The organism is Xenorhabdus cabanillasii (genome assembly GCF_003386665.1).
In the GTDB taxonomy this organism is placed as follows: Bacteria; Pseudomonadota; Gammaproteobacteria; order Enterobacterales; family Enterobacteriaceae; genus Xenorhabdus; species Xenorhabdus cabanillasii.
The window spans coordinates 320,152-338,518 of record NZ_QTUB01000001.1; the positions used below are offsets into that span (position 1 = coordinate 320,152).

The following is an 18,367-nucleotide window of genomic DNA, read 5'->3' on the forward strand; positions in this document are numbered from 1 at the left end:
AGGTTCGCAGTCTGAAATCCATAGGGTATATAGGTAAATTGGGCAAAAGTCAGCTATTGTACCTGCCCTTATGCTGAATGTCAGGGCAACGTATTGCTAATTATTGTGTCTCATTTTTGACCTTCAGTGAAATTTTTGCGTGGCTTTACCTGAGCCATGCTTTCCAGTATGCGGTGGTAATTTTCAAAACGCTCTTCCGCGATAGATCCTAGTTCCAGAGCTTCCCGTAAAGCACAGCCGGGATCATCCAGATGCTTACAATCACGGAATTTACATCCACCAAGATAATCACGGAATTCAATGAAACCTTGTGCTACCTGTTCTGGGGTCAGGTGCCATAACCCGAATTCCCTCACACCGGGGGAGTCGATGACATCTCCTCCCTGTGGGAAATGATAGAGGCGTGCTGTTGTTGTTGTATGCTGACCAAGGCCGGAATTGTCCGAGACTTCATTGACCAGAATTTCTTTTTCGTTGTCCGGGAGCAGGGTGTTAAGCAGGCTGGATTTCCCGACCCCGGATTGACCAGCGAAGATACTGATTTTATCAGTCAGCAAGTTGATCAGTTCTGGTATACCTTCTCCTGTATAGCTGGAAACTTCCAGCACCCGATAGCTGATATGACGGTAAATATCCATGACACTGTTGACCCATTCACGGCTTTCGTCATCCAGTAGATCAATTTTATTGAGCACAATCAAAGGTTCAATATTGAGTGTTTCACACGCAACCAGATAGCGATCGATAATATTCAGTGAGAGTTCAGGCAATATGGCAGAAACAATCACAATTTGGTTGATATTGGCTGCAATGGGTTTAATGCCATCGTAATAATCGGGGCGGGTGAGAACGGAAGAGCGTTCATGTACCGCTTCGACAATCCCATTGATCTTCACATCAGACTGGAGCTGTAACGGGGGCCGCCATACGACACGGTCACCGGTTACCAGTGAACGGATGGTCCTGCGGATATTACAGCGTTGTATGGAGCCGTCTGCGGCTTCAATGTCTGTATGTTGGCCGAATCGACTGATAACCAGCCCTTCTTGTGGCTCACCAAGCTGGCTGTCATCCAGTTCTGGTTTTTGGGCAGCAGCCCTGTTGAGCGGCTGTTTCAGCCTGCGCTGATGATTGGCCTGCACACGGCGTTGCTGTCCTTTGGAGAGTTTACTTTTAGCCACCGAACCTCACTTATTTCATCTATCTTGCTGATTATCGCTGTGGGTGATCAAAAACGTTATGATACACCTCTGATACAGATTACCTGTTTTGAAGGAACCTAGGATATATCATGTCAAAAAGTGAGAACAATCTTATCTGGATAGATTTAGAGATGACGGGCTTGGATCCAGAGCGTGATCGCATAATTGAAATTGCGACGATCGTTACCGATTCAGAACTGAATATCCTCGCGGAGGGGCCAGTTATCGCGGTACATCAGTCAGATGAACAACTGGCACTGATGGATGACTGGAACGTTCGGACACATACCGCCAGCGGGTTGGTGGAACGTGTAAAGCGCAGTTCATTTGATGAGGCTGAAGCTGAAAAAGTGACTGTTGCTTTTCTGGAGCAGTGGGTGCCGGCAGGAAAGTCACCTATCTGTGGTAACAGCATAGGCCAGGATCGCCGTTTCTTGTTCCGTTACATGCCTGAACTGGAAAAATATTTTCACTATCGTTATTTGGATGTGAGTACGCTTAAGGAGTTGGCACGTCGTTGGAAACCTGAATTGCTGGCCGGATTAAGTAAGAAGAATTCCCATCAGGCATTGGATGATATCCGGGAATCAATTGCTGAACTGGTTTATTACCGCAAGCATTTTATCCATATCCAGAAATAGGGAGCAGTATTTCACTGAGTGTCAGTTGATTAAGTGGGATTTTATCCCACTTGAATCAAAGTTTATCGTCGTTACCAGGATTTGCGTACTTCAAAATAGGTCGGAGTAAGTTCCTGTTAGCCCGAATCGAAGCTGGTCACTAGTGTCTTTTACCAGTTCCTTATTCTTCTCATCCTGAATGATGGCATTTGGAAATATCGTTAAGATTTGTACATAGGCTAATCATTGTATTGATGATTAAGCAGATAATGCGTCGAATTAATCCTCAATCAGAGGGGAAATGCAAATTTTTATGTTTTGGAGCTTGCCAGAAGAAGAATTCTTCGTATAATACGCTCCCCGTACTGGTGAGGAATTTCGACAGTACAGCGCTTAAAGATTAAGCGGGAATAGCTCAGTTGGTAGAGCACAACCTTGCCAAGGTTGGGGTCGCGAGTTCGAGTCTCGTTTCCCGCTCCAAATTCAGGATGGTAGGCTTATAATAGTCTGCAAGTCAGAAGAAGAATTCTTCGTATAATGCGCTTTCTGTACTGGTGAGGAATTTCGAAAGAACAGTACATCAAAATTAAGCGGGAATAGCTCAGTTGGTAGAGCACAACCTTGCCAAGGTTGGGGTCGCGAGTTCGAGTCTCGTTTCCCGCTCCAAATTCAGGACAGTAGATTTATAATAGTCTGCAAGTCACAAAAAAGCGCCTTTCGGCGCTTTTTTGCAATTCCATCCTGACCAATCCATAAGGTTCGATGTTGGTCGATACTCGATCCCTCTGCTAAATTAAATTCAAATTGGTATAATCACTTTTGGAAACAAATAAAGCAGATAACAAAGCGATTACGTGCTGACTACAATTGTTGGAAATAATAAATTTATTGAATAGGATAAAACTGTTGGATATCACGGTTATTCGTGATGTTCATGTGTATCATCATACAGTTTTTTCCAGCTCTTTTAGCAAAGCTGCCTTGCGTTCCTGCATATTTTTTATCGTTTTTTGTTTTACATGCCCGAAACCTCGTACCTGATCAGGCAGAGTTGCAATTTGTTGACAAATTGCCAGATTATTGCGATTCAATTTTTCTATCAGAAAATCAATCAATCGCTCATATTCGAGTAGTAAACTTCTTTCCTGTTTACGCTCTTCCTGATAGCCGAAAATATCAAAAATTGTACCGCGAAATAGTTTACATGCTGCAAGAAAACGAAAAACCGGAATGATCCACGCACCATATTCCTGTTTTCCTCGCTCACCTGTTCGGGGATCTTTGCGATTGAAAAAAGGAAGGCTCAGATGAAAGCGGATCTTACCTGCGTTATCAAATTGTGAACGAAGTTTATCAAAGAACCCTGTTTTGACGTAGAGACGGGCAACTTCATATTCATCTTTATACGCCATTAGTTTGAACAAATTTTCAGCAATAGACTTGGTCAGGTCTTCTGCATCAATTTGTTGAGCAGTTTGTTGGACTTGTGCAACACGGCTCAAATAGCGGAGTGCATATTTTTCATTCTGGTAATCAATCAGAAGTCTATATCTATGCAAAATAAGATCATCCAACGTCTCGATAGTCTGTTTCGGTTTAACATGCAGAAAATTATCCAGAAGTTCGGGCTGTTCAGCAGCAATGCGGCCGAGATGGAAGGCGCGTTGTGCATTATTTGCAATGTTATCTATTGGATGGGACATTGTCTGAATGGCGCGCTCTATAGAGGATAGTTTGATTGGGATCTGACCAAGTTGCCAGGCATAACCAATTAAGACGATATTAGTCTGATTTCTGTCACCGACCAAATCTGCGGCAATTTGCTCTGTGTCAACAGATCGCAGTGTCCGGCAATGTTGGTGAAGAGTATCCAGCATTTTGGTATGATCCAATTTCAGCATGGGATCTCTCAACATAGTGCCGATTTGCGTCTTGTGGGTATTAAGCACGCAGTTGGTTCCTGTTTTCGACATCACTTCCAGTGAGTTTTGCCCCGTTGCAGCAACTAAATCAGCTGCAAGGACGAGATTGGCGCGTCCCCGGTCAATTCTGACCTGATGCAGTTTATTGACATCCCGGCTGAATCGAATATGGGTTATTGCTTCTCCGCCTTTTTGGGCAAAACCAGTAAAATCAAGCAAGCTGACGGCGCAGTTTTCTATTTCGGCAGCGATACCAAGCAGGTGGCCAGCGGTGATAATACCAGTACCACCTACACCAACGAATAAGATTTCATAAGGAATGTCTGTGGAATTTAAGGCTGGTTGGGGAAGTTTATTCAGTAGCTTATCAAGCTCTTCTTGTGGCAATGTCTTGCTGGTGTCTTGGCGTAGTTCCGTGTTTTCTATAGTGATAAAGCTCGGACAAAAACCTTTCAGGCAGGATAGATCTGAATTACAAACATGCTGATCTATCGCGCGCTTAGTGCCCAGGGATGTCTCGGTTGGGATCACTGCAAAGCAATTGGATTGTATCTGGCAATCACCACATCCTTCACAGACGAACTCGTTAATCACTGCTCGTCTTGTTGTTTTCGGTACTAATCCTCTTTTTCTTTTACGTCGTAGTTCTGTTGCGCAGGCTTGATCATAAATGATGACAGTCACGCCATCAGTGTCTCGAAAGCGTTTCTGTATATCTTCAAGAAAATCCCGTTGATAAGCATTCACTCTGGCAGGAAGGCTGTTTTTACCTTTATATTTATCAGGCTCATCGGTCACAATTGCGACATATTTCACGCCTTCAGCCAGCATTAAAGACGCAATCTGCGTTATGGTAATATTCCCGTCCAGCGGTTGTCCACCTGTCATTGCTACTGCCTCATTAAATAGCAGCTTATAAGTAATGTGGCTTCCCGCAGCGACTGCCTGACGAATAGCTAAATGTCCAGAATGGAAGTAAGTGCCATCCCCCAGATTTTGAAAGACATGAGAACGATTAATAAAGAGGGAATGACCTACCCAATCGGCACCTTCGGCTCCCATTGGTGTTAGGCCGTAACCTGTATTGCGATCCATCCATGCGGCCATGATATGACACCCAATGCCGACCTGAGCCTGACTGCCCTCTGGTAAACGGGTCGAAGTACTGTGAGGACATCCCGCACAGAAATAGGGAGTACGTTTGGGAAGCGTAATATCGTGCAATGCAGTTTGGGTTGACCATTCCAAAGGAACAGAGAGAAATAAATTGAATTTCTTCAGCCATCCTGCAAGCAGAGGAGCAAGTCGTGAAGGGCGTAACTCTGTGTCTGTGGGCACAAGTTTTTGGCCAAGATGATTATGCTTACCTATCAGGTTGATATGTTGTGGGAAATTAATGAGATGCCGTGCGAGTAGCATTTCGACTACAGAGTTTTTTTCTTCAATGACAAAAATATCAGTAACCTGTGATGCGATCTCGCTGAGAAGCGGGGATAAAGGATAAACCAGACGTACATGGACAAGAGCAATACCGTGTTTTGCTAATTCAGAAGGAGGTAAGCCTCCGGCACGCAGGGCTTCTAAAACATCCCGATGGGCTTTGCCGACGGTAACTAATAAAGCTCGTGGATGTGAACATGGAGCAATGAGTTGATCAATTGGGTTAAGTCTGGCGAAGTCTTGAACAGCTTTAAGTTTATAAGATAAACGCTGTTCTATTTGAGGGCCGGGGAGATCAGGCCAACGCCAATGAAGCCCACCTGGGCCGGGATCAACTTGAGGTATTTCATATTGAGGAAAAGGCTTACGCTCCCTGATAGCACTACTTTCCACGACTTCACTGATTGCTTTAAAGCCAATCCAAGCCCCACTTACCCGGGATGCAGCCCAACCCCATAATCCCACATCAAGATAATCAGAAACGGAGGCTGGATGTAAGATTGGCATACTCCACGCCATCAAAGCGAGATCAGATTGATGAGACATGGAAGAAGACACACAGCCATGATCGTCACCAAGGATAACCAGCACACCGCCATTGGGAGAAGAGCCATAGGCATTACCATGCCTGAGCGCATCTCCGGAGCGGTCTACTCCCGGCCCTTTACCGTACCACATGCCAAAAACGCCAGTAACATTGCGATCAGGGTCAGATTCAACTTTTTGAGTACCATAAATCGCAGTAGCCGCAAGATCTTCATTGATTGCGGGCTGAAAATGAATATTGGCCTGAGCCAGCTTTTTATTGTTCTGCCATAATGTCTGATCTAAACGGGCTAATGGTGAGCCCCGATATCCTGAAACAAATCCTGCTGTATTAAGATTACGACTTCTATCCAGCTCAGCCTGAGCCAGAAGAAGTTCGATAAGAGCATCGGTGCCAGTAACAAATTTAGGTGGATAATATTGAGTCATATGTTCGAGCCTTACTGAAGGGCAATCACCGTGTAAGATACGACTAAAAAATGGTTCTAATCTATTTCCAGTAAATTATTCCGACAAGTACAAATCTTATTAGGGGGATAGTTGTATATATAATGTTAAATTTTAAATACCCCTTCACTTATCAAATTGCAGCTTTGTTGGCTAAGTTTTTGAAATATATTGTAATAATGCTTTTATAATAAACAGTTATGAAGTCTTATAGCATCATATTTGCTTAGTATATATGCTCTGTTGGATGTCTTTTAAGCGTTCAGTCTTGGTGTGCGAGTAAATGGCTTGCCATCTTTGTTGAAGGCGTTCATAATGGCGTCCGTTCATTGGGGTGCGGGAATAGCTCAGTTGGTAGAGCACAACCTTGCCAAGGTTGGGGTCGCGAGTTCGAGTCTCGTTTCCCGCTCCAAATCATATATCCTTTCTTTAGTAGTATTCACTTAGTTTAATCCTAAACTTAATATAATAGGCAAAGTAATAACAGCAATAATTGTTTGTAACGTGATGATCGCTGACATCAATTGGCTGTCTCCATTATCCCGGCAATTAATGGCATTAATAATAATCTGGATAGTCTATTGATAATAATCGAATTTTTCTCAGATCTTAGTGTTAATGGTTGTAAGGATGCACCGATATAAATTAACCCCAATAGAAGGCTTGTACTTGCCAGGATTTTTAATATTATGTTTTTATCTCTTTATTGGTCATTACAATACCTGTGATAATAAAAATACCACCAATACATATAGATATAGTGAACTTCTCCTGTAAAAATAATACGCCACCTAATATCGCAGTTAAGGGGTTTAATGCTATAAATACCCCCGCTCTTGTGGCACCAATTTTACCAATACCATCATAATATAAAACATAAGCGATAGCTGAGCCTATGACTCCCAAATAAATCAGGCTGATTAAGTCATTCATTGATAAAGAAATGAAGGCTGATGGCGTCATATCATTTGTAACCAGAGCCGTTATTGTTAACATCGCGGTTCCGGCAATGACTGAGTAAGCGACAGTATGTAATGCTCCAATTTCATTGACTGTTTTCTTACCAAAAATACTGTAAACTACCCAACTAATTACACATCCTAATATAGAAATATCGCCAATTAGATTTCCTTTTGTATTCAATAAAGTTGATAAATTATTTCCAACAATAACAATACCTGCACCAAATAAACAACATGAAATGCCGATGATTTTTATGGCAGACATTTTCTCCTTAAATAGGAAATAAGAGACGGTTGCTATCACTGCCGGATTTATTGCAACAATAAGAGAGGCTCTTGATGCATCAATATACTTCAATCCATAAAAAAAACAGATGTTATAAACAAAAATGCCAAAGAAGCCCAACGTCACTATATTTGCCATTTGTGCTTTATCGACTTTGACAAACCCTTTTTTAGAAAAAGCAATAATTATTATCAACACAAATGCTGCAAGAATAAATCTAACAGTAGCTAATAATAAAGAACTGATATCAGATGAAATAAACCTTCCAGCGATAAATGTTCCACCCCATATAGCTGAAACAATAATGAGCTTAATGTAGCTTGAGTAATCGTTTGATTTTGTGTTCATTTTTATTATCGCCTTGAAATATTTTCCAGCTCCAACATTTTAATAAGGAAATGGTAATAACGATTTGTTAGTACTATTTTTTTATTAACTATACCATGGCATCTGAGTTGTGATTTCAGCCCTCTTTATACTAGCAATGCCATCATAAAATACAAAGCAAGAAAGTCGTATTGTTCTCATAAATTGTTTTAGGTAGCTGTAAATTTAATGCGAAACGGCTTTTGCTATTAATTTTAAATTGATGTAATTACTTATCTCAGTCACATAGTTAACTATTTGACTGAGATAAAGAAAATCCTTACTGTGAAGTGATTCGAAATCTATTCGGTATATGTTTCTGGCATTATCAGATTATTTGGTATTTTGTTTTCATTACTCTCAGCTAGTCCTGGCTTAGATTTAGAATCAGATAATATTTCATTTATAATACTTCGTTGAATACGGCTTCCGCCCATAAATTGATAGTTAATTGGCCCATTTAAAATTAAAACGACTTTATCATAATTTTCTTGACTGTAATTTTTTATGACCTCAAGCAGGTTTCTTTTAGTATTGTAATAACCGATAGGGTTACTATTTTCCGTTTTTTCGATGAGATAATCTATCATATCGAATTTTTTATTGATGCCGAACGCTAAAGCTGCGTGGAAATCATTGAAAAAATAAAAACCAAGTTCTTCCTTATTGTTCCATGATTCAAAAAGTAAATCTGAGTGTCTTTGTATATGCTGATCATTTTTTCCATATATGAATTTCAACTTGAATAATAAAGAAGTAGCATCTAAATCTTCAAGCCCATTGCTATCATTTTTATGGCGAATCTGATGGTATATATTAACTACCTGATCGATTTCATTCATCTCCATAAGAAACATAGCGTAATGCCAGAATAGATGAATTCTCATACCATAATTATCTTGCCATATGTCTTTCAGGGTATCCATCCAGTATTTCCCTTCATTAAAGCGTTTTTTGTCATAAAAATAATGGCAAATGGCATGAATCGCATAAATATCAAGGTTGTTTATTTTCAATGAGCTGGATGCACTTTCATAAGATTCATCATAGTATTTATTTTCGTTCAGAATGAATGCTTTAATACCTTGAAAATAGCTATAAAATTCATCGTTAATATCCCAGTGTTTATTAACCAGATTGAGCGTTTCAAGCATGGTTTCGGTCATGCCATTATTGAACTCAATCATATGACATATGTAAAAACTGAATATGTCTTTAGGATTTTTTAATAAGCATTTATAAAAATAATTTCTGGCCTGATAATAATTATTATTAATTAAAGAAATTATTCCTGAGTTGATGAGTTCAGCACGTTTATCTGATTCTTTTTCACTTATCATTATTAGTGTATCAAGAAGTGATTTAGCTTGCTCATATTTGCTTTTTTCCATTGAAATAAGCAAGTCAGTCATATGTATCTGTAATATTGAAAGAGAGAGGTTACTTGAATGGAACCAATTTATATTTGCAAGTTCTTCGTTCCTTTTCATTCCCAACATGCAATGATAACATTCGTATATAAACAATAAGTCATCACTTTTGTTTACAATATGCGGTACGTTTGATTTATCATTAACAATCATAGATAACAACCTCATTTATAATTGATTATCCAATATGTTATTTTTGTATTAGCTTATAGCTAAACGATATAAATATACAGTAAAGGCAAATGAAAATTAATGAGTTATCTCACAATAAGAAATTCGTGGTGAGTCGGGGTAATATTTTATATTCTTGAGTAATAAATATAATGGAGGGTAAATTCATATAATAGATGAAACAGTGTTATAAAACTATAATATCCACTGATTAAGCTAATTCTATTATTATTCATTATTATGATGACATCGTAATTTGATATCGCTTTTCTGGTTAATCCGCATGAATATATCTCATTGCCTTGAAAAGTATATTCTTTTTTGTGCTGGAAAGAGTAATCACGACCGGTGTCGGTGCAGCTAATAGGCTGCTGTTTTCTGCGATATTTTAATGAAATGTATCGTAGTCATATTATTCTCAATTGAGGACAATTATCTTTGTATATTGGATCTCCAGTGCTGATTAAAAAGATTTCTTTTCTTGACCTTTAGAAATCGTCGTAATCGATAGGAGCATAGAAAAGATGATAAGAACCGGAAAACAATATATGGAGGATTTACGTGATGGACGCACTATTTTTATCAATGGTGAAAAGATCACAGATCACGTGGATCATCCGGCATTCAGGAATGCGATTAGATCTGTAGCGAATTTGTATGACTATAAAATTCAGCATGCGGATAAAATGACTTTCACAACAGAAGCTGGCGAGCAGATGAGTCTGTACTGGCAGTTGCCTTCTACCCATGAACAGCTAATTGCACGTGGTTATGCAGCCTATGAATGGGCCAGGCAGACAGTAGGCTGGCTTGGCAGAAGCCCTGATTACACATCATCGGCACTAGCAGGAATGCTGACACATATTGAGTTATTCGAATCTTACTCTCAAGAACGCGCTGATGCTTTGCGAAATTATTTTGCCTATGCGAGTAAGAATGATCTTTATCTGGCTTATGCCCTGATTAATCCGCAGGGCGACCGTTCAAAAACACCCGGTGGACATGATAAGAATATCTATCATGCCCTTGGTGTAGTGGAAAAGAATGCCGAGGGCATTATTGTCCGAGGTACTAAAATGTTCGCTACAGGCGCAGTATTGGCTGATGAAGTATTGGTCGGTACGACTAAGCCGCTGAAAAAAGATCTTGATGAACGCTATGCGCTCTCTTTTGCTATGCCACTCAATACGAAAGGCATAAAAATTATATCCAGACGTTCCTACGAGTTTGGTGCTCATCCCGCAGATTATCCATTGTCATCCCGGTTTGATGAAAATGATTCAATGCTCTATTTCGATGATGTTCTGGTGCCTTGGGAAAGGGTGTTTATCTTTGAAGATATCGATATGTGCACTAAGCAGATGGAGTCAACGGCTACGGAAATCTTGATGGATATCCAAAGTCTGGCCCGTTATGCAGTAAAATTGCACTTTTTAGCAGGATTAGCGCAGGCAATGGCTGAAACCAATGGTGTCTGTGAGTATCCTGCCGTGAAGGAATCACTCGCACAGCTCGCCTGCTATGCCATGAATATTGAAGGGCTGTTTAAGAGTGTGCTCCATTGCCCAAAAGTTCATAATGGATTCTGCTTGCCTGATAAGACCATGCTTTATACGTATCGGGTGATCTCGCAGTCAATGTATCCGAATGTATTGGAGACAATCAGAAAACTGGCAGGGGGAGGCGTTTTGATGTTGCCGTCAAGTGCGGCTGATTTAGAGGATGATGAAATTTTAAGTGTTATTGAGAAAACACAGTATTCATCCATTGCTTCACCTGTCGAAAGGGTCAGATTGATGAAGTTGGTGTGGGATGCGGTAGGTTCAGAGTGTGCTTCAAGACACCATCAGTATGAAGTGTTTTATGCCGGAGCTCCTTATCAAACGTTGGGGCGTCTTTACGGTCAATACGACTGGGAGTCATCAAGAGAACTGGTTGAAAGGATAAAAACGCTTTAAATTAATTTTTACCCTGCTGCTATGTTCGTCCTGTTGTCACGTTAAATTTGCCGGATAATAATGAATAGCAATAGTTGGTAATGAAACAGTCGGTAAGAAAAAAGTGTCAGCATTGAGTGTTGGCACTTCTTATTCCGTATCAGTATAACTTGTCAGAGTCCGGCCAAAAATAATTTATTGAAAGCGCTTGCCATCCTGCTTCAACAAGTCCATAATGCCGCCTCATTTTTGGGTAGGCAGAGGAAAATTTCTCCAATAGCATCTAAAATGGGGGAGTGGATTCCTTTTTTATTGCCAATGCCTAATACTTTTCCAACGAAGTGCAATCTCTATTTTTTATCCACAGTATTTAACGTAACTACCATATTGAGTTGCTCGGTATTGCTTTGATTGTTACACAGAGTTATCCACAGGCAATACGATTACATTTAAGCTTTGTAACCCATTATTTAAAATAATATCCATTAATTAACTAATTGATAAATTAGAATAATTGTCTATAATTCAAAATTATTGAATTAATATTTACCCTTTCTTCGCTTCTTGATCAGCAAAGCGTTTTTATTTTATTCACAAGGAAACAGACGGTTTTTTTAATAAGAAATTAAGCTGATTGTATATTAAGCATCTCTGGCTAATCCTTTGGTAATTGCCCGTATTAACCGTTTCTGTTGTGACGTTTGAATTTCAATTGCATTAGCACTCCGACGAGATATCTGTTGAGCAATGGCCCAGTGGATATGTTCATCTAATACATCACTCAAACCGATTCTTTTTTCCAGAGTTAGTACAATTTCATCCCGGTAAGGTGCGTTACCTAACGCAACTGAAATATTGCGCAGCCAACGTAGATAACCGATACGTCGTATAGCTGAGCCTTCCGTTATGCGCAGGAACTTTTCTTCGCTCCAGCTGAACAGATCAAGTAATTCAGGCGTATGTAGTGCCGCACGAGGGCTAAAATCATCTTCATCCGTTAATTGTGAGAAACGATTCCAGGGGCAAATCAGTTGGCAATCGTCACAACCATAAATCCGGTTTCCCATCAATGGACGAAATTCTTCTGGGATAGCTCCGTCGAGTTCAATCGTCAGATAAGAAATACAGCGGCGGGCATCAATCGTATAAGGTTCTATAATTGCTCCTGTCGGGCAGGTGGTCATACAGGCGACACAACGTCCGCATTGTTCTTCTTGAGGAGTATCGATAGGTAAGGGAAGGTTAATCAGTAATTCTCCCAGAAAGAACCAAGAACCTGATTCCCTGTTTAATATAAGTGAGTGTTTACCAACCCAACCAAGTCCGGCTTTTGCTGCCAACGGGCGTTCCATAATGGGAACAGAATCGACGAAGGGACGAAAATTCAGAGTCCCTTGGTATTCATGGGTGCTGCAATAGTCCTGTATTTGTTCACCTAGCTTTTTAAGCCGTTGGCGTAGCAGTTTATGGTAATCTCTGCCCAGTGAATAACGGCTAACATAGCCCAGTTCAGGGTTATTCAATGTACTGGCAAAAGCAGCTTTGGTGGGCAGGTAATTCATGCGTACACTAATAACCCGCAACGTGCCGGACAGTAATTCATGGGGCCGCGCTCGCATCATGCCGTGACGTGCCATCCAGTCCATTTCACCATGGTATTGTTTATCGAGCCATTCCTGTAATCTCGGCTCTTCTGTGGATAAATCAGTATCACAGATGCCAACTTGCTGGAAACCGAGGGAAAGCCCCCATTGCTTGATATTTGTTGCCAGAAGATTCAGATCGAGAGGAGTTGTCATTAAATATTAAGTTACTGCTGTAATAGGGGCGTAGAGTAACACAGGATAGATTGAATACAAAAAATGTGGTATCTGGCTTGATGTCAGCACAGAAGATGCTAAATGATAATAGCTGAGTTATGTTATGGTTATTGGTTAAGCTATTACTATTTGGCTGATATGCCTTTTATATACCTTATGGATTTCAGGTCACGACTTGAAAGAGGATGTGTATATTTCAACATTCTCCAATTCAATAAATACAATAGATAATTTTCGATGAAAGAACTCGTTTTATCACTCCCAGATGAAAATGCTACGGTTGCACTGGGCAATGCAGTGGCGGCAGCTTGCGAACGCGGCTATGTTATTTATTTATACGGTGATCTTGGCGCAGGAAAAACGACATTCAGTCGTGGTTTCCTGCAAGCTCTCGGTCATCAGGGACATGTAAAAAGCCCTACTTATACGTTGGTTGAACCTTATACCCTGCAACCACGCTCTGTTTATCATTTTGATTTGTACCGTCTGGCTGATCCGGAAGAATTGGAATTTATGGGGATCCGGGATTATTTTCATCAGGATGCCATTTGTTTGGTGGAATGGCCGCAGCAGGGGGCAGGTTTTTTGCCTGAAGCTGATATTGAGTTGCATTTGACCTATAACCATTTGGCCGACAAAAGCGAAGGTCGACAAGCGCGTTTTGTGGCGTTATCTGAATATGGTGAAAATTTACTGGATAATCTGAAATCCTTATGAAGGAATCTCTGACCATGATGAATGCCTTCTTCGTGAAGACGATACAAAAATGGCAAACCCATTGGCTGATGGTTTGTGTGCTGCTTGTGATGTTAAGCCAACTGGTTATGACAACAGCGGTGGCGTCTACGTTGTCAAATGTGCATGTGAGCAATCGTCCATCTGAAGCGACTGTGACGTTGGGATTTACCGACGGGCATCCTGAGTATCGTTTTTTCCCTCTGCATAACCCTGAAAGACTGGTGGTGGATATTCGTCAATCCGCTAATTTCACAGGGCTGCCAATGCATTTATCAGGCCAGGGTCAGGCAAAACAGAATTTGGTAAAAGTCGTCCGAACCAGTCAGCCACCTGATTTACTTCATAAGCGAATTGTGCTGGAGTTGGCGCAGAAGGCAACAGCAACTTCCGTTGTGAAGCGATCAGGCCATCAATACCAGATTATCTTTACTCTGAAAGTAGATGGTACTGTGAGTCGTTCATCGACATTGAAAGAAAAACCTGCATTCAGAGAAAATCCAGTATCAAATGAAGGTAAGCAATTACTAACAAATAAGCCAACTTCTGGTACAATGCCGACAAAACAGGATGCTAAAATTACGTCTGCTCATGGTGAACAATTTGCTCATGGTGAACAAGTAGTGAAAAAACAGCTAACCAAGGCAGCTAAAGGAAAATATCCAATTGTTATTGCCATTGATGCCGGGCATGGGGGACAGGATCCGGGGGCAATCGGGCAGCGGGGATTGCGGGAAAAAAATGTTACCATCAGTGTAGCGCGTAAACTGGAAGTACTTCTGCGCAATGACCCCATGTTCAAACCTGTTCTGACACGGAATGGTGATTATTTTATTTCGGTAGCAGGACGATCTGAGGTCGCCCGTAAGCACAAAGCCAATATGCTGGTTTCCATTCATGCGGATGCTGCACCTAATCGTCGTGCCAGAGGAGCTTCTGTCTGGGTACTGTCCAATCGTCGTGCGAACAGTGAACTGGGGAATTGGCTGGAACAGCATGAGAAACAGTCTGAGTTGTTAGGTGGTGCGGGAGATGCTCTTGCCAATGGCACTGATCCTTTTTTGAGTCAGGCTGTGCTGGATCTGCAATTCGGGCATTCACAGCGGGTAGGCTACGACGCTGCTGTTCAGGTTTTGCATCAGTTAACTCAGGTTGGTTCTTTGCATAAACGTACACCAGAACATGCCAGTTTGGGGGTTCTGCGTTCACCGGACATTCCTTCCATCTTGGTAGAAACGGGTTTTATCAGTAACTCGTCAGAAGAAGGGTTGTTGAGTTCCGATCAGTATCAAGAAAAATTAGCGCAAGCCATCCATTTGGGGTTACGGCACTATTTTCAGACTAATCCGCTGCAAACAGCACCAAAGTAATTTTAAACCGTGAGCAAGAAACTATACGTAAGCATTAACATGTAAGAATTAACACCTAAGAAACAGTGAATAAGGTCGAATGATGGCTATCAGGATATTACCCCCACAATTGGCAAATCAGATTGCTGCTGGTGAAGTGGTTGAACGCCCTGCATCGGTAGTGAAAGAGTTGGTGGAAAATAGCCTTGATGCTGGCGCTACCCGCATTGACATTGATATTGAGCGTGGTGGTATAAAATTGATCCGTATTCGTGATAATGGCTGTGGTATTAGCAGGCAAGACCTCACGTTGGCATTGGCTCGGCATGCTACCAGTAAAATAGCTTCTCTGGATGATCTGGAAGCCATTGTTAGTATGGGATTCCGAGGGGAGGCACTGGCCAGTATCAGTTCCGTTTCACGGTTGACGCTGACATCTCGTCCTGAAAATCAGACCGAAGCATGGCAGTCTTATGCTGAAGGCCGTGATATGCAAGTAACGGTAAAACCAGCTGCTCACCCTGTTGGAACGACGGTTGAGGTTTTAGACCTGTTTTATAACACGCCTGCTCGTCGAAAATTTCTGAGAACGGAAAAAACGGAGTTCAGCCATGTTGATGAAGTCGTGCGCAGAATCGCACTTGCCCGGCTGGACGTGGCGATCAATCTGAATCACAACGGAAAATTGGTTCGTCAGTATCGTCCGGCCAAAGAAGAATCTCAGCATGAACGTCGATTAGCAGCAATTTGTGGTGCGGCATTTGTGCAGCAGGCACTTGCACTATCATGGCAGCACGATTCTTTATCTATCAAGGGTTGGGTGGTTGATCCGATGAATACCGCTGTGGCAGGTGATACTCAGTATTGCTATGTTAATGGACGTATGATGCGGGATCGGCTGATTAATCATGCTATTCGTCAGGCCTACCAAGATCTGCTGCAAGGAGAGCAGCAACCTGCTTATGTTCTGTACCTGGAGATCGATCCGCATCAGGTTGATGTCAATGTGCATCCGGCCAAACATGAAGTGCGTTTTCATCAGGCGCGTTTGGTGCACGATTTTATTTATCAGGGCGTAGCAGCAGTATTGAAACAGCGGGGCAATGGCGCTGAACTGGCACTTGATTGTCAGGAGAATACCGCCAATTGGATACCGGAAAATCGGCCTTCTGCGGGAGAAAACCATTTTCTCCGACAAACAAAGGCGTTATCGGGAGAGCCGCCTTCAAATACATCATCATCTTCTCGCTCTGTATCTTCATCTTCGTCCGGGCAGCATGATAAGCAAAGGCAGGAACCACTCAACAATCCATCTTCAGGCCAGCGTCCAGAGCATGGCTCTACCCGGCAGCCTTATCATGGGGAAAATTATCAGAAAAAACAGGGGGAGTTGTATCAGAAACTGATGCAGTTTGAGTCAGAGGAAAAACAACCATTATTTCCTGAAAAGGCAACGCCTGAGAAACGAGATTCTGGAAAACCAACTCCTGACGCGGAAAAAACGACATTAACACCAACTCGTTCAACTGTCGTACAAGGGAAAAGTAGTAGTTATAGTTTCGGCAAGGTATTAAGTATCTATGCCTCCCATTACGCCTTGTTTGAGTCGGCATCAGGCATTGGGTTGTTGTCTTTACCTGTTGCGGAGCGTTGGCTGAGGCAGGCACAGTTAACTCCGGGAGAACAAGGGCTAAAATCACAACCACTGCTTATCCCATTGAAACTGTCTCTCGATCAGGCAGAAATTAGTGTCTTAAAGCAGAATAGTGAGCTATTAAAGACTTTTGGCATTGAATCTACTGTCGCGCATGGAAAAGTAACCATTCATGCGGTATCGTTGCCTCTTCGCCAACAGAACCTGCCAAAACTGTTTCCGGCCTTGTTGGGTTATCTGATAGAGCAGCCACCGGCTTCTGTAGAACAGGTGGCAATCTGGCTTTCCCGTCACTTGGGGAGCGAACACGAAACGTGGAACGTTGCGCAGGCTGTTCAGCTTTTAGCTGATGTCGAGCGCCTTTGCCCTCAGCTGGTGGAATCTCCGCCTGAGGGATTATTACAATTAATTGATTTACAAGCAGTGGTGGCACTTTTTAATCATGAGTGATTTAAAAACTCAACAATTGCCCACAGCCATTTTTATCATGGGGCCGACTGCCTCAGGAAAAACGGCATTATCAATCGCTTTACGTCAGCATCTTCCGGTTGAACTGATTAGCGTTGATTCTGCATTGATTTATCGTGGCATGGATATTGGTACAGCGAAACCTTCCGCAGAAGAACAGGTACAGGCACCTCATCGTTTGATTGATGTTTTGGATCCTGCCGAAGTTTATTCTGCTGCTGATTTTCGTCGTGATGCGTTGAAACACATGGCGGAAATTACGGCTGCCGGGAGAATTCCACTCTTGGTTGGTGGAACCATGCTATATTTCAAAGCATTACTAGAAGGATTATCGCCATTGCCTTCTGCAAGTCCTGAAGTGCGGGCACAGATTGAGCAGCAGGCAGAGGAAGAGGGGTGGGATGCATTGCACCGGCAGTTGCAGGAGATTGATCCGGTTGCTGCTGCAAGAATTCACCCAAATGATCCACAACGTCTTACTCGTGCACTGGAAGTTTTTCGGATTTCGGGTAAAACTCTAACTACATTGACTGAAACGTCTGGAAATGTATTGCCTTATCATGTTCATCAGTTTGCGATTGCGCCTGCAAGCCGTGAAGTTCTGCATCAGCGCATCGCTGCCCGTTTTGAACAAATGATCAAAACAGGGTTTGAAGATGAAGTTAAAGCGCTTTATGCTCGTAACGATTTGCATACAGATTTACCTTCCATTCGTTGTGTTGGTTATCGTCAGATGTGGTCTTATCTCGCAGGCGAAATCTCTCATGATGAGATGGTTTATCGTGGTATCTGTGCGACTCGCCAGCTAGCGAAACGTCAGATCACATGGCTCAGGAGTTGGGACAATGTGACTTGGTTGGACAGTGATCAACCTGAACAAGCACTAAATACAGTCATGCAGGTTATTAGTACATAAATTTATTGATTGTGTACAATTGATCAGTACCAAGTTGATCAGTAAAAAGTGTCATTTTTGAGTAGTTAATTTTTCGAACCAACGGGTTCTTAGTTA

11 protein-coding genes and 3 tRNA genes are annotated in these 18,367 nt (G+C 41.9%); 9 read left to right on the forward strand and 5 right to left on the reverse strand.

The features are described 5' to 3' along the window. Positions 1-110: 110 nt before the first annotated feature. A complete protein-coding gene (gene rsgA, locus BDD26_RS01625) occupies positions 111-1,181 on the reverse strand; it encodes a small ribosomal subunit biogenesis GTPase RsgA (protein WP_038268256.1) in 1,071 nt (356 codons plus the stop codon). A gap of 110 nt (positions 1,182-1,291) precedes the next feature. Between rsgA and orn the strand changes: the two genes are divergently transcribed. The 3 genes from orn to BDD26_RS01640 all read left to right on the forward strand — a co-directional run bounded on the left by orn (position 1,292) and on the right by BDD26_RS01640 (position 2,488). Further along, positions 1,292-1,843 carry an oligoribonuclease gene (gene orn, locus BDD26_RS01630; RefSeq protein ID WP_115825375.1) on the forward strand — a complete coding sequence of 184 codons (552 nt, stop codon included), beginning with the start codon at positions 1,292-1,294 and terminating at the stop codon, positions 1,841-1,843. A gap of 383 nt (positions 1,844-2,226) precedes the next feature. After that, a tRNA-Gly gene (locus BDD26_RS01635) sits at positions 2,227-2,302 on the forward strand. Positions 2,303-2,412: 110 nt separating this feature from the next. After that, positions 2,413-2,488, forward strand: a tRNA-Gly gene (locus BDD26_RS01640). A gap of 278 nt (positions 2,489-2,766) precedes the next feature. Here the strand turns inward: BDD26_RS01640 and BDD26_RS01645 are convergent. Then, positions 2,767-6,159 (reverse strand): indolepyruvate ferredoxin oxidoreductase family protein, encoded by a 3,393-nt coding sequence (locus BDD26_RS01645; protein ID WP_115825376.1) that lies wholly within the window; start codon positions 6,157-6,159, stop codon positions 2,767-2,769. A gap of 354 nt (positions 6,160-6,513) precedes the next feature. On the opposite strand from BDD26_RS01645, the gene BDD26_RS01650 reads away from it, so the two are divergent. Further along, positions 6,514-6,589, forward strand: a tRNA-Gly gene (locus tag BDD26_RS01650). 275 nt (positions 6,590-6,864) lie between these two features. Here BDD26_RS01650 and BDD26_RS01655 read toward each other — a convergent pair. Beyond that, complete coding sequence (locus BDD26_RS01655; RefSeq protein WP_115825377.1) at positions 6,865-7,773, reverse strand: DMT family transporter; 909 nt, start codon at positions 7,771-7,773, stop codon at positions 6,865-6,867. Positions 7,774-8,093: 320 nt separating this feature from the next. Continuing rightward, the gene (locus tag BDD26_RS01660; protein WP_244922628.1) at positions 8,094-9,374 is read right to left on the reverse strand and encodes a tetratricopeptide repeat protein; all 1,281 of its coding nucleotides are present in this window, start codon (positions 9,372-9,374) and stop codon (positions 8,094-8,096) included. Positions 9,375-9,916: 542 nt separating this feature from the next. Between BDD26_RS01660 and BDD26_RS01665 the strand changes: the two genes are divergently transcribed. After that, positions 9,917-11,350 (forward strand): 4-hydroxyphenylacetate 3-hydroxylase family protein, encoded by a 1,434-nt coding sequence (locus BDD26_RS01665; protein WP_038261356.1) that lies wholly within the window; start codon positions 9,917-9,919, stop codon positions 11,348-11,350. 620 nt (positions 11,351-11,970) lie between these two features. On the opposite strand, the gene queG is transcribed toward BDD26_RS01665, so the two are convergent. Next, on the reverse strand, positions 11,971-13,128 hold the full coding sequence (queG, locus tag BDD26_RS01670) for a tRNA epoxyqueuosine(34) reductase QueG (RefSeq protein ID WP_115825378.1): 1,158 nt from the start codon (positions 13,126-13,128) through the stop codon (positions 11,971-11,973). 258 nt (positions 13,129-13,386) lie between these two features. Between queG and tsaE the strand changes: the two genes are divergently transcribed. The 4 genes from tsaE (at position 13,387) to miaA (ending at position 18,271) form a co-directional block, all read left to right on the forward strand. Continuing rightward, positions 13,387-13,866: a tRNA (adenosine(37)-N6)-threonylcarbamoyltransferase complex ATPase subunit type 1 TsaE gene (tsaE, locus tag BDD26_RS01675; protein WP_038261362.1), complete on the forward strand. Its 480-nt coding sequence runs from the start codon at positions 13,387-13,389 to the stop codon at positions 13,864-13,866. Beyond that, positions 13,863-15,254, forward strand: a complete 1,392-nt coding sequence (amiB, locus tag BDD26_RS01680) for an N-acetylmuramoyl-L-alanine amidase AmiB (protein WP_115825379.1) — start codon at positions 13,863-13,865, stop codon at positions 15,252-15,254. The genes tsaE and amiB overlap by 4 nt, the downstream gene beginning before the upstream one ends. Positions 15,255-15,336: 82 nt before the next feature. After that, positions 15,337-17,337, forward strand: a complete 2,001-nt coding sequence (gene mutL, locus BDD26_RS01685; RefSeq protein ID WP_115825380.1) for a DNA mismatch repair endonuclease MutL — start codon at positions 15,337-15,339, stop codon at positions 17,335-17,337. Next, positions 17,330-18,271, forward strand: a complete 942-nt coding sequence (miaA, locus tag BDD26_RS01690) for a tRNA (adenosine(37)-N6)-dimethylallyltransferase MiaA (RefSeq protein WP_038261371.1) — start codon at positions 17,330-17,332, stop codon at positions 18,269-18,271. The genes mutL and miaA overlap by 8 nt, the downstream gene beginning before the upstream one ends. Positions 18,272-18,367: the final 96 nt, after the last annotated feature.

Bases quoted from the DNA above. Each gene is read 5' to 3' on its own strand.
- orn (WP_115825375.1), top strand. From the start codon at position 1,292: ATGTCAAAAAGTGAGAACAATCTTATCTGGATAGATTTAGAGATGACG.
- BDD26_RS01645 (WP_115825376.1), bottom strand. From the start codon at position 6,159: ATGACTCAATATTATCCACCTAAATTTGTTACTGGCACCGATGCTCTT.
- BDD26_RS01655 (WP_115825377.1), bottom strand. From the start codon at position 7,773: ATGAACACAAAATCAAACGATTACTCAAGCTACATTAAGCTCATTATT.
- BDD26_RS01660 (WP_244922628.1), bottom strand. From the start codon at position 9,374: ATGATTGTTAATGATAAATCAAACGTACCGCATATTGTAAACAAAAGT.
- BDD26_RS01665 (WP_038261356.1), top strand. From the start codon at position 9,917: ATGATAAGAACCGGAAAACAATATATGGAGGATTTACGTGATGGACGC.
- queG (WP_115825378.1), bottom strand. From the start codon at position 13,128: ATGACAACTCCTCTCGATCTGAATCTTCTGGCAACAAATATCAAGCAA.
- tsaE (WP_038261362.1), top strand. From the start codon at position 13,387: ATGAAAGAACTCGTTTTATCACTCCCAGATGAAAATGCTACGGTTGCA.
- amiB (WP_115825379.1), top strand. From the start codon at position 13,863: ATGAAGGAATCTCTGACCATGATGAATGCCTTCTTCGTGAAGACGATA.
- mutL (WP_115825380.1), top strand. From the start codon at position 15,337: ATGGCTATCAGGATATTACCCCCACAATTGGCAAATCAGATTGCTGCT.
- miaA (WP_038261371.1), top strand. From the start codon at position 17,330: ATGAGTGATTTAAAAACTCAACAATTGCCCACAGCCATTTTTATCATG.